Source organism: Pacificimonas sp. ICDLI1SI03, assembly GCF_054740865.1.
On record NZ_JBSQAU010000002.1, the window covers coordinates 878441 to 891568 of the forward strand.

The 13128-nt window shown below is 58.7% G+C and carries 8 protein-coding genes; 7 read left to right on the plus strand and 1 reads right to left on the minus strand.

Annotated elements, in window-relative coordinates:
- Nucleotides 1-68 precede the first annotated feature (68 nt).
- The 3 genes from ACSMXM_RS16135 to fdxA all read left to right on the plus strand — a co-directional run bounded on the left by ACSMXM_RS16135 (nt 69) and on the right by fdxA (nt 3366).
- On the plus strand, nt 69-2624 hold the full coding sequence (locus tag ACSMXM_RS16135; RefSeq protein WP_460317463.1) for a helicase-related protein: 2556 nt from the start codon (nt 69-71) through the stop codon (nt 2622-2624).
- Complete coding sequence (locus ACSMXM_RS16140) at nt 2621-2920, plus strand: RNA-binding S4 domain-containing protein (protein WP_460317465.1); 300 nt, start codon at nt 2621-2623, stop codon at nt 2918-2920. The genes ACSMXM_RS16135 and ACSMXM_RS16140 overlap by 4 nt, the downstream gene beginning before the upstream one ends.
- Before the next feature lie 110 nt (nt 2921-3030).
- Entirely contained in the window at nt 3031-3366 is a 336-nt protein-coding gene (fdxA, locus tag ACSMXM_RS16145) for a ferredoxin FdxA (RefSeq protein ID WP_460317467.1), read from the plus strand.
- A gap of 292 nt (nt 3367-3658) precedes the next feature.
- Here the strand turns inward: fdxA and ACSMXM_RS16150 are convergent, their stop codons facing one another.
- Entirely contained in the window at nt 3659-5368 is a 1710-nt protein-coding gene (locus tag ACSMXM_RS16150; RefSeq protein ID WP_460317469.1) for a DUF885 family protein, read from the minus strand.
- Between the two features lie 442 nt (nt 5369-5810).
- Here ACSMXM_RS16150 and ACSMXM_RS16155 point away from each other — a divergent pair, with 442 nt between their 5' ends.
- From ACSMXM_RS16155 to ACSMXM_RS16170, 4 genes are all read left to right on the plus strand, one after another.
- Complete coding sequence (locus ACSMXM_RS16155; protein WP_460317470.1) at nt 5811-8648, plus strand: TonB-dependent receptor plug domain-containing protein; 2838 nt, start codon at nt 5811-5813, stop codon at nt 8646-8648.
- A gap of 87 nt (nt 8649-8735) precedes the next feature.
- Complete coding sequence (locus ACSMXM_RS16160) at nt 8736-10961, plus strand: prolyl oligopeptidase family serine peptidase (RefSeq protein ID WP_460317472.1); 2226 nt, start codon at nt 8736-8738, stop codon at nt 10959-10961.
- Nucleotides 10962-10985: 24 nt separating this feature from the next.
- Nucleotides 10986-12662, plus strand: a complete 1677-nt coding sequence (locus ACSMXM_RS16165) for a DUF885 family protein (RefSeq protein WP_460317473.1) — start codon at nt 10986-10988, stop codon at nt 12660-12662.
- Nucleotides 12644-13126 carry a DUF3830 family protein gene (locus ACSMXM_RS16170; protein WP_460317474.1) on the plus strand — a complete coding sequence of 161 codons (483 nt, stop codon included), beginning with the start codon at nt 12644-12646 and terminating at the stop codon, nt 13124-13126. Before ACSMXM_RS16165 ends, ACSMXM_RS16170 begins: the two co-directional genes overlap by 19 nt.
- Nucleotides 13127-13128: the final 2 nt, after the last annotated feature.

The window sequence follows — 13128 nt, forward strand, 5'->3', positions numbered from 1 at the left end:
AATATGTGCGGCGGCCAAAGGATTTTCGGGCGTTGTAAAGCGCCCGGCGCGCTGCCACATTCAGGGGCATGACCGGCGCGAAGCTGACGGCCGTCCTGGGCCCCACAAATACGGGCAAGACGCACCTGGCCGTCACGCGCATGTGCGGATATGCCAGCGGCATGATGGGCTTTCCGCTGCGCCTGCTTGCGCGCGAAGTCTATGACCGCGTCGTCGCCATAAAGGGCGAGCGGCAGGTCGCGCTGGTGACGGGCGAGGAAAAGATCGTGCCGCCGCAGGCGCGCTATTGGCTGTGCACGGCAGAGGCCATGCCCACCGACGTGCACCCCGAATTCATCGCGATAGACGAGGTGCAGCTGGCCGCCGATCCGGAACGCGGCCATGTGTTCACCGACCGGCTGCTGCATCGGCGCGGTACGGCGGAAACCATGCTGCTGGGCGCCTCTACCATGGTGCCGATGGTGCGGCGCCTGCTGCCCGATGCGGTGATCGACAGTCGTCCGCGCTTTTCCGAGCTGAGCTATGCCGGGCCAAAGAAGCTGTCGCGCCTGCCGCGCCGGTCCGCCCTGATCGCGTTCAGCGCGGAGGAGGTCTATGGCCTGGGCGAGATGCTGCGACGGCAAAAGGGCGGTGCCGCCGTGGTGATGGGCGCGCTGAGCCCGCGCACGCGCAACGCACAGGTCGCCATGTATCAGTCGGGCGAGGTCGATTATATCGTTGCCACCGACGCCATCGGCATGGGCCTGAACATGGACATAGAACATGTCGCCTTTGCCGGGCTGACCAAGTTCGATGGCGAACGGCTGCGGCGGCTGTCGCCGGCGGAAATGGCGCAGATCGCCGGTCGCGCGGGACGCTATCAGACGGATGGCACTTTTGGGACGCTGGTATTCGGCGACAATGGCGGGCCGGAACTGCAGGAGGGCGAGGTCGCGGCGATCACCACCCATGATTTCGCGCCGGTAAAGAAGCTGGTCTGGCGCAATGCGCGGCTGGATTGGCGTTCGCTGACCAGCCTGATCCAGTCGCTGGAAATGCGGCCCGATCGGGACGACCTGGTGCGGACGCGGCGGGCCATGGACGAGGCGGTCCTGAAACTGCTGGCCGACGACCCGGACGTGGCGGCGCGCGCGACGACGCCCGACCGGCTGCGCCTGCTATGGTCGGTGTGTAGCCTGCCGGATTACCGCAAGACGGGGCCGAAGGGTCACGCGCGCTTGGCGGGACGCATTTATCGCCATTTGACGGAGGGTGATGGCAAACTGCCAACGGAATGGATCGCCAGCGAGGTTGCACGCCTGAACGACGTGCAGGGCGACATAGACGCGCTGTCGCATCGCATGTCGGCGGCGCGGACCTGGACCTATATTTCCCACCGCGAGGACTGGCTGCACGACGTACAGAAATGGGCGGCGCGCACGCGGGAGGTGGAAGACCGACTGTCCGATGCACTGCACGAGCGACTGACGCAGCGCTTCGTCGACCGGCGGACATCGGTGCTGATGCGCGAATTGGCGGGCGGCGCGGACATGCTGCCGGTCGAAGTCGATGCCGATGGGACGGTCGCCATTGGCGGCGAAGAGATCGGCACGTTGACCGGCTTTCGCTTCGAGGCTGAGCCCGGCGCAAAGGCGGGCGAGCAAAAAAAGCTGGTCGCGGCGGCGGACCGGCGCCTGTCTGGCGAGCGCGCCAAACGTGCAGGCCAATTGGTTGCCGCGCCCGATGCGGAATTCGAACTTGCCCTGACCGGGAAGCTGCCGCCGCGCATATTGTGGCGCGGATCGCGGGTGGCGCGGGTCTATGCGGGGCCGACCGTCCTGCGGCCGCAGCTGCGCCTGGCGCGTGCGTTCGACACGATGGAAAGTGCGACGGTCGCACGGATCGCGGCGCGGCTGGAGATCTGGCTGTCGAGTGAAATACAGCGGCAAATGGCGCCGCTGACCCAATTGGCGACGACGGCGGTCGCAGCCGATGTCAGCCCCAGCGCACGCGGTCTGGCGGTGCAGATGATCGAGGCGCTGGGCGTTATCGAAAAGGCGGGCGTGGCGCCGCTCCTCGCGGCGATGAACGATGCGGACCGAAAATTGCTGCGCCGCGTCGGCGTTACCATCGGTGTCACGCATTTGTTCGTTCCGGCGCTGCTGCGACCGGCAGCCACACGGTGGCGGCTGGCGCTGTGGGCAATCGCGGGCGGGCTGAAGGACATGCCGGAGCCGCCGGGGCCGGGTCTGGTATCGCTGGCGGCTGACCCGGATGCGCCGGGGGACTTCTATGCCGTTGCGGGCTTTGCGGTGGTGGGCGGTAAGGCGATCCGGCTGGACATGATCGAACGGCTGGCGCGGGCGATGCACAAGGCGCGGAAAGGGAGCGCCCCCTTCGTGCCAGAGGAAAAATGGGTGCCGACACTGGGTTTGGATAATGAGGTGTTTGCAAAGGTCATGCGCGCGCTCGGTTATAGGCGGGCCAAGGTAGCGGAAGCCGACGGCTTTCGGTGGCATGGCATGGGGCCGGCACCGCGTGCCGCTCCGGCGCATTCAAGGCGCGGAAAATCAGGGTCGCCCCACAAGCGCCCTACCGCGCCACGCCATTCACCCTTTGCCGTCCTGAAGGACCTGAAAGTTTGACGGCGGAGGCCTCGGCTGCGGCTGCGGCTGATGCAAGTGGCCAGCGGGTCGACAAATTCCTGTGGTTTTCGCGTCTGACGAAAACACGATCGGAGGCACAGAAGCTGGCGGAAAGCCGCAGGCTGCGCATTGATGGCCGCGTCGTGACACGCGCATCGGCGACCGTCCGCATTGGCAGCGTGCTGGCCTTTACGAGGGCGGGAGCGGTGCGAATCGTTCGGGTAGAGGCACTGGCCGAGCGACGAGGACCGTTCGCCATGGCAAGGAGCCTGTATTCCGACCTGACGGAGGAATGATGACGCCATGTCAGGCGATTGCTGACTGAACCGGCGTCAGCGAGGATTGACCCTGAGGGGGCGAAGCGCCTACGAACGGCGCCGATCGTTATTTCGGAGCCTTTCGACCCATGACCTATGTCGTCACCGACGCATGCATCAAATGCAAATATACCGACTGCGTCGAAGTCTGTCCCGTGGACTGCTTCTACGAGGGTGAGAACATGTTGGTGATCAATCCGTCGGAGTGCATTGACTGCGGCGTATGCGAGCCGGAATGTCCCGCCGAAGCGATTCTGCCTGACACCGAAGACGGCCTGGAAAAATGGCTGGAAATCAACAACACCTATTCCGCCGAATGGCCGAACATCACGGTGAAGAAGCCCGAACCGGCCGACGCCGACGAACATAAGGGCGAAGAAGGCAAGTTCGACAAATATTTCTCGGCAGAACCCGGCGAGGGCTGATTCCACCGGCCCGCGCGACCTGAATTTCCATTTCATTCCGCCCGCGCGGTAATGAGCCAGCCATAATAGTGGCCGGGTGCGGCAGCAGGCTTTGCGGAGATGCGGGTATTTAGCCGGCGGGCCGATCGGTGCCCTGTAAGTGGGTCCGGACCGCCGTTAAAAATGCGGCTCTGGGACTCCCTAATAGTGCTCCTACGCAAACCTCGGCCACGTATCCCCCCGGCGAACGGGTGCGACTGTTGCGTTCGCCGGACATTTGGTCAGCGAACGCTTCAGAAATCTCTGCTTTTTATCAGCCAGTCTTTTGCACCTGCAGGATTTCCGCCAGCGGCTGGTGATCCCACATCTCCCTTATTTCATCATCATAACCAGTAAGGTCGTAGCGTAACAACGATACGGGAAGGCGGCCCGTGTTCATTAGATAATCATGATATCCTTTGATGGAAAAGTCCTCGCCCAGCTGTCGTTTCCGGTCGACTAACAGTTTCTGCAACTGCATCGCGCCAATCGTGTATGTCATCCCATATCCGGGGGGACGCCGAATATAAATTCCTGCATCGACGCGCGCCACATCGTCGTCGAGATAAGGCGTCCATTCCTTCCAAAATTGCATCGTTTGATCTACGGTCATCTCGTTCCGCTGCATCTTAACGTCCCCGATTGTCCGCGCTGCGCGGAACAGACCGAAAATATAAATCAGTTCGCGTGTACGGGGGCGCTCATCGAACAAGCCGAGCTGAATTGCGCTCTCTTCGAGATAAAAGCCCCACCCCTCGGTCCGCCCGCTGTCGCTGATATATGCGCGTATCGGATGAGTGACCCTCTTGCCGACCATTCCATCGAATCGGTGACCCGGGAAGGTGGCATGTAGGTGGTCAGGCGACGCGTCGCGAAACTGGACCTGTTCCCAAAACATCGGGCCGTTCGGACGCACGATCCATGGGGCGTTGAAACCAACCTCTTGATAGGTATCCGGAATGTAGTCTGGAATGGTGATGATCTCTTCTTTCTGCAGCCACTCCCTTATCTTTGCATCGGTCCCGGCCAGCTGTGCTTCATACTGCTCCGCAGATTCTGGTAGCTCTAGTTCCGGCAAATTGCGGTTGCGATGCCGCTCGGTCACGTAGTTGGCCCAGTGGCGCTCCAACTCGCGCTCCGCAAGCGTGACGATCTGATCGGAATCGTAAGGCATCAGGCGAACATTGGTGAGAAACCAATCGTAAGCAGGTTTTCCCACACCCGCAGATGCAGTCATCGATGGCCTGCTCGTAATCAGCCATTGGCGAAACTCGGAGATTGCTTGTTGTGCTGCTTCTATATCAGGCAGCAGTTCCGGTTGTTCCTCCGCCGCGCGCCGGTGGAGGTCTTCGAACCAGCCTATCAAGCCCTCAGGCTCTACCGATCGATACGGCATGCCATGGCCGACGCCGTCTCCGTTCGATAGGCTGTGAATTGCAAGATCGGCATAATCTGCGGCCACGGAGTCCAAATTGGTTCGTGCCTGCGCCAAATAGGAAGGGACACCTTGCAGTCTCGTCCGAAATACGTCGAGATCCGCTCCGCTCAGAGGCAGGTCATTATACGCAAGCCGCTGAAGCTCATCGACGTACATACCGGGATCACGCGCCCATGGCTTTGTGACGTTCAACGTGAAATCCTGCAGATCCATCTGGGCGCGTACCGCCAGATAGTCGACCTGTCGGTGGCGATCCCATCCGGAAACCGCAAATTCTGGCAGTTGCGCCTGGAAGACGCGAAGGTCTGCGCGTCGTTTGTCGACAACGGCCGGACTATAATCGACAACGCCATTCACGGGCGTCAGGGTCTGCCATTCCCTAAATTCGGAAAAAAGGCTTACCAATTCTTCATAGCCGCGCTCTCCGTCGGGGGGAGCAGGGGCATCAGCCGTCGTTTGTGCAGATGCTGTGGCGGCAGCAACTGGAAGGATGCTTACGCAACCTGCCATCAAGGCAGCCATAGCTAAAACAGAAGTCTTACACATCAGACCCTCCCTCCCGAACCTTGTCGCCCATCTGAACTGGCTCGACCAAATTAAAACGAAAAGCGCGTGATTTTTGTTATGATGTGGCGTGCCCATTTATGGGTCAAGAGTTCTTTTGTGCCGCTGATCGAGTTTTACGAGCATTCTGCGCGCGGACTTTCGCGCCTTTCATCCGGAAGCCCGATCCGCAGGAAATGGTGCGCTCTCTCTACGTCCGCCGAATCTAAAAAATCCCGCCGACCCTTCGTGGTTATTAATTTCAAAGGTATGGAGCCACCGAGGGTATCCAAAGACGATGAGTATCGCGCCACATTATTTTTTTCATAGAATTGACGCATGAATGATGATATGCTCAAAATCACACGACTGTTCACGGATATGACGATGGGGAGCGTCGATTTCCGGGCAATCTCGGGCGGGTGTTCACACAGGGAGTTACAAAATGGCTATGCAGCGGGTGGTAAGTTTTCGGGCGGGGCTGAAAGGCGGCTCGGCACTGTTCATGTCGATGGCGGTGATGGGGGCGGCGTTTGCGCAGGCTCCGGTCGCGCAAGGCGAGGGCACCGAGATCGTCGTCACTGGATCGCGGATTCCGCGCCCGGACGTGCAGGCTAACAGCCCTGTGAATGTGGTTGGCGAAGAGGAAATCAAGCTCGCGGTAACCAACGAGACAGAACAGCTTCTCAATGCCATTCCACAGGCGGTTTCGGGCGCTGGTGCGCAATCCAATTCGGGCAATGGTTCGGCCACCGTCAATCTCCGCAATTTGGGGGCAGTTCGCACTCTGGTACTGCAAAACGGCCGCAGGATCGTCGGCGCGTCGCAGGATGGCGTTGTCGACCTTAACATGATCCCGCCCTCACTGGTCTCACGTGTTGAAGTCGTAACCGGCGGCGCCTCGGCGGTTTATGGATCCGACGCAATGGCCGGCGTCGTCAACTTCGTGATGAAGGACGATTTCGAAGGATTGGAAATCGACGGTTCCTATGGGATTAGCGAAGAAGGGGATGCCGAACGGCTGAATCTTGGCCTCACGGTCGGGGGCAATTTCGCCGAGGGTCGCGGAAATATGGTTTTCCACGGCAGCTATTTTGACCGTGCCCAAGTTCGGGGCGCTGCACGAGACCATGCCGTCGAGTTTTTTAACGACGCCATCGTCGATGGGGAGCCCGTCCTGATTCCGGCCGGCAACGGCGTCACGCCACAGGGTACCATTTTCAGCCCACAGTTGGTCGGCCTGACCGACCCCTATGGCGACAACATCGGCACGGCCGGTATCTTTTTTGCGCCAGAGGGCTGGCGCGCCTATCGCCCGAGCGACGGCTTCAACGACCGTCCTTTCACCAATCTGCAAATGCCGATGCAGCGCTGGCAGGGAACGGTCATCGGTCATTACGATGTCACCGAAAATGTCAGTGCGTTTTGGGAAGGCTCCTACGTCCACAGCAAGATCAATTCTACGCTGGGCGCGGTGCCGATGAGCAGCTCTGGCTTCATTCCGGGCTTCCAGCTGGATATCCGTAATCCCTATCTTGATCCGACACTCCGTGATTTTCTGAGCGCCAATCTGGACGGGGACGGAGACAGTCTTGTTCCGGTGAATATCAACCGTCGGTTGCTGGATGGCGGGTCGCGCACCAGCGATCAGACGCGCGATTTCTATCGCTTCGTCGTTGGATTGGAAGGTGATCTCACGGATCGGCTGAATTGGGAGCTCTTCTACAATCAGGGCCAGACGAAAGTCACCGACGTCCAGGGTGGCGGCGTTCTGATCGATAATTTCGCGAATGGTTTTCTTACAGATCCGAACGATCCCTATTCCTGCGCCACGGACGATCCCGACTGTGTGGTTCTAAATCCTTTCGGCCTAAATTCGCTGACGCCAGAGATGATTGATTATATCAATACTGATCTGACCAATATCACGACGATTCGGCAAAAGCAGGTAGGCGCGAACATCACGGGTTCGCTCTTCACGCTGCCAGCCGGAGACGTAGGAGTGTCGCTGGGCGCCGAGTACCGCAAGGAAAGCTCAGCGTTTGACCCCGACCAGCTTTACGTCATGGGTAAGGCGCTCTCGCGCTCAGCCGGCCTCAGTCCGACCGCTGGCTCATTTGACGTTGCTGAGGTTTATACTGAACTTTATGTGCCGCTCTTGGCTGACATGCCCGGCGTCGAACTGCTGGCATTTGAAGGTGGTGCCCGCTTCTCCGACTACTCGACGGCTGGTTCGGTCTGGTCGTACAAGCTGGGCGGCGAATACTCGCCGGTTCGTTCGCTGAAATTCCGCGGCCTTTATCAACGCGCGGTGCGTGCCCCTAACGTGGTCGAGCTGTTCTCGGGGGCCACTAACACAGCGCCGCAGGCGGTCGACTTCTGCAACGCGACCCCGGAACGCACTGCCGCTGAGCGCGATTTCTGTGTCGACGCACTAGGTATACCGAGCGCAGTCATCGACGTGTTCCAGCAGGAAAATCAACAGATCCGGGCGATCACTGGTGGCAACCCGAACCTGCAAGAAGAAACATCCGACACGTGGTCCGTGGGTGCAGTTATTCGCCCCGATTTTGTACCGAACCTGCAGTTGACCGTCGATTATTATAATATCAAAATCGTGGACGCTATCGGCTCCTTTGGCGGCGGCCTCCAAGCGGTAATAACCGCATGTAACAGCGATTTGTCGCTAGATAACGTCTTCTGCGTGCCGCTGGGCAATCGAACGCCAGACGGCCAGCTTTACGATGTTCCGTTGCTGAATGCGAACATCGCAAGCCTGGAAACATCTGGTATCGATTATCGCCTCGACTATCGCCACAACCTCGGGTCCGCAGGCAGCCTCAACTACTACATAGCGGGAACCTACCTAATCGACTCCGTTACCCAGGGCAGCCCAATTGCGAACCCAGTCGATTGTGCGGGGTACATTGGGGGTGGCAGTTGCTCGACGGCCAACCCGACGTGGCGCCTCACCCAGCGTCTGACATGGGATATGGAAAGATTGCAGGTTTCACTTCGCCATCGCTTTATCGGCTCAGCGAAGGATGGTCGTATCGCGGGCGCGAGGGCGGCCGAGCTAGAGGCTCCTTTGCTGGCGGTGCCTGAAACAGGGGACGTCCATTATTTCGATCTCAGCGCCAACTTTAATGTCATGGAGAATGCGAGCTTTTATGCCGCTATCGACAATCTCTTTGATAGAGACCCTCCATTCTATTTGTATGAACGGGAAACATATGACGCGATTGGGCGCCGCTTCACTGTCGGGTTCCGTTCAAACTTCTGATTGAGAACGGTCGGTCGCGGCTGGCAAAGGCCATCGTGACCGGCCCGTCATCTATTGGGCAGGCGCAACCTCGGCTAGGTGGATAGAATGTTGATTTTCAGGTCGTTCATAGCCGCCACGGCGCTGTTTTTGTCGGTGGCTGCAATAGCGCAGGAGCGCCCGTCGCCGCATGCCCCGGTACATGGCGGATCGGAAGTGGCGGGAACTTCGCTGTCGATCGACGAACTTTATCAGCATAAAAGCCTTATCGGCATTAGCCCGGAAGGCTATAGCTGGTCACCCGACGGTACCCAATTCTTGTTTCTGTGGAACGACGAAGGCTACAGTTTTCGCGATATATGGTCCTATTCTGTCGAAACGGAGCAGAAAACCCGTCTGACCTTTATCGGGCGTGACAGCGAACCGGAAGCGGAGGAGAAGGGGATCGCTCAGGCGGTCTTTGTTGGCGAAGGCCGCGTCGCTTTTACGCTCGGCGGCCAGCTTCATATTCGTGACGCTGATGGTGTGATCACCAAGATCGAAGATGACAAGCACGTCATACGCAAGCTTGCTGTGTCGCCTGACGGTACGCGGCTCGCCTTCATTTCTGGAAGTGATGTAGAATCAGAAAACGGCGTTGCCACTGGTGGTGTGCTCTGGGTGCGCGATATCGCGGCGACCGGCACTAATGCGGCACGTCGGATTGCGGGCGAGGACAATCCCAAAATCTACGTCGAGAGCTTTGAGTGGGCAGAAGACAGCAGGACGATTGCATTTCAGCAATCCGACGATCGCGAGATACCCGAACGCGACATTTTTTATTATACCAAAGATGGTCTGCAGAATAATCGCGTGATCCGTGCCTTTCCAGGCGATGAAACCACCAAATCCACAATCGGTGTCGTGAACGTTGGGTCGGGCGATCAGCGTTTCTACGCGCGGCCCGATGCGAAGCATCATATTTGGGGATATGGTCTATCGAGCGACGGTACGCGCCTGTTCGTTAGCGGATCGGATATGGAGGCGAAGCGGCATACCGTCTATGTCTACGACGTGGCGTCTGCTGCACGTGAGACCTTCTACGAACATTTCGAGCCCAAACATTTGCGTCCGGATTGGCAGGTCGCGTGGGCGCCGGATGACGATGGTCTGATCATTCTCACGGACCGCGACGGTTGGCTGCACCTCTATCATCAGCGGAGTGCGGGAGCGTCGCCGCAACAGATCACCAGTGGAAGCTGGGAGATAGCATCGTTCGAAGTCGACGCGCGCAGCGAGCAGCTATATTTTACCGCCAACGAGTTTTACCTGTCCGAGCGACAGCTTTATCGTGTGCCGGTAGCCGGCGGTGCCATTGAGCGGGTCAGCGGTGACACCAGCGGCACCCATGAACCAGTTTATTCCCCGAATTTCCGTTATGTGGCTGATTGGTTCAGCAATGATACCTCGCCGCCAGAACTGTACCTGATCGATACGGCCAGCCCGCGCGTGGCCGCGCAAATAACTAAATCGCCTCAGCCGGAATTCTATGAACAGACATGGGCAAATATTGGCTATGTGGAATTTCCGAGCCATGTCGATGGTACCAATCTCGTCGCACGGCTCAGCCTTCCTGCGAACTACAACCCGGCGCACCGATATCCCGTGATTGTCGGATCGGTCTATTCGGATGCAGTTCGAAATCAGTGGGGCGGGCGACGTGCGCACCCGACTTGGGGCCTCGATCAATATTTCGTGGCCCAGGGCTATATCGTCCTGAACGTCAATATCCGTGGATCATGGGGTCAGGGCAGAGACCACAACCAAACCCAGTATGAGAGCTATGGCGAAACGGACATCAATGATCTTGAAAGCGGGGTCCGCTATCTCGTCGAAAAGGGCTACGCGGATCCGAAGCGAGTGGGAATCTGGGGGTCCAGCTATGGCGGACTGATGACACTAATGTCTCTCGCTAAGAAGCCTGGCGTTTATGCTGCGGGGATTGCCGGGGCGCCTGCAACCAACGTATGGCACGCTTATCCGTCACAGATGTGGATCATGGGTCCGCCCGAAGGGACCGACATGCCCGGTCGCTATGAAGCGCAGTCTGCGCTCTATCAGGCACAAGGCATCGAAGATCCTTTGATGATCATCCATGGGACACGCGATCCCGTGGTGCTCTATTCCGACACGATGGCGTTGGTCAGCGACATGGTGCAGCGCGAGCAGATGTTCGAACTGGTCACGCTGCCTGGTGCCAACCATGCCTGGGCAAGCGATAATCTGCCCCAGGCGCGTTTCGCCTTTAAGAAAATGATCGAATTCTTCGACGATAAATTGAAGGGCAGTAAGTAAATGTTTCGGCGGACAGTTGCCGGAATGTTTGCCGTAGCTGTGCTGTTGACGGCGCAAGTTGCGTCGGCGCAGGATGCGGTACAAAATCTCGGCGCTGAATTCTGGGCGTGGCGTGCCGTCACGCAACCTGCAACGAGCGATGATATTCCGCGAATTGTTCGTCCCGAAAACTGGACGCCAGACTGGTCGGCTGCGGCTGTGGCTGCGCAGCAGGCCAAGCTCTCCGCGTTTGAGAAGCAGTGGGCGAGCTTGGCGAATGAGCCACAGACAATCAGTGAGAAGGTCGACTATCGCCTGGTTGGGTCTGCGATCGCTCGCGTACGCTGGGAACTCGACCACGTCGCCGCGTGGCGGCGGCAGCCAGCTTTTTATATAGCGCAGGCCCTTAATCCGATTTTTGAAATATTGTTACCACCACCCCCGCTTGAAAGCGCGCGTGTGGATGACGTCATCCGCCACCTTGAAAACGCACCTGCCATCCTTCTTGCAGGCCGCGCCAATTTGACCGACATGCGCGCGCCATTCGTCGAAGCGGCGCTGCAGGAGATTGCGGAAGTCCCAAATAGTCTGCGAGGCATGGTCGACGGGATGACTCCTCATGCGACGTCGGCACAGCGCGAACGTCTCGACGCCGCCTCGGGAAAAGCAATAGCCGCGTTTTCAAACTTTGCAGTCCATCTAAGAACCAAGCGCGCTGGGCTGCCCGAAAGTACCGCGGTCGGGAAGAAAAGCTATCGCTACTTCTTGCGCAGCGTCGCGCTCTATCCCTATTCGCCTGACGAGCTGCTGATCATGGGCAGGCAGGAATGGGCTCGCTCGGTGTTGTTCGAAGAGCTGGAACGCAACCGCAATGCGGACATCGCTGAGCTGCCAATAGGCAAGTCAATCGGTGCGGTGACGGCGCGCCTTGACGCCGAAGAGCTGAAAATTCGTGATTTCCTGCGAGACCAAAGGTTACTGACGGTTCCGGAATGGACTGGTCATTACAGGGCGCAGCCATTCTCCCCATATTTGGCGCCGATAAGCTGGCTGGGGCGAACGTTCGATCTGACGGATCGGACGCGTGTGGGGCAGAATGCGACTGTTTATCTTCCTGAACCTTCGCCCCAACTCGGATATTTCAATCTTTCGATCGCGCGCGACCCCAGGCCCATCATCGTTCATGAAGGCGTGCCAGGCCACTTCTTTCAGCTTACCCTCGGCTGGAAACATCCAAACCCGCTGCGCAGACATTATTACGATAGCGGCGCCAACGAGGGCACGGGCTTCTATGCGGAAGAAATGATGCTGCAGGCGGGGTTGTGGGCGGACGACCCAAAAACCCGCGAGATCATTTATAATTTCGGTCGTTTACGCGCGCTGCGCGTCGAGGTTGATGTGAAACTGGCGCTTGGCGAATTCAGTATCGAAGACGCGGCGACCTATCTTGAGACGATGGTGCCAATGGACCGCAGGACGGCAAAAGAGGAAGCTGTGTTCTTCGCTGCTTCGCCAGGTCAGGCGATTAGCTATCAAATCGGGAAGATGCAGACTGCAGAGTTTCTGGCGGAAGCACGGGTTCGCGAGGGTGATAGCTTCGATCTGCGCTGTTTTCACGATTATCTTTGGCAGAACGGCAACGTTCCCATTGCCCTTCTGAAAGAAGAATATTTGGCGATGGTGGGTGAGAAGGCGGAAGCGGTATGCGTGTTATCAGATTAGTTGAACCGAATTCGCGCCTATCTGCGCGCTGCCGCCTGCTGGACGATTTAGCGCCGAAATCGGCTGCCTTTCTTTGGGACCTTGCCGAACGCAAGGCCGGCTTCGCGGCAATGCATGCGATCTGGACTGGCCCGGAAATATCCGTTCCGATACCGGCCGGTACGCTCCCTTCTGGCATCGAGCAACCGGTCATCCCTGCGGAAAACGCAACGTCTTTTCCCGAAGCCGGCGATATCGTTCTGGCCTATCTGAGGGAAGGCAGCACGAAGGGGCTCCCCCCGGGCGGCGACTTTTACGACATCGGTCTTTTTTATGGCGGAGGGGGCCGGCTCGCTATGCCGTTTGGCTGGATCCAAGCCAATGTCTGCGCCCGCATTCTCGAGGAAGACATGGCCGAGGCGCAGGCTGCATGTAGCACAGTCCGGCGCAACGGCGCCTGCACGCTCTCGCTCGAAACTGCCTAAGA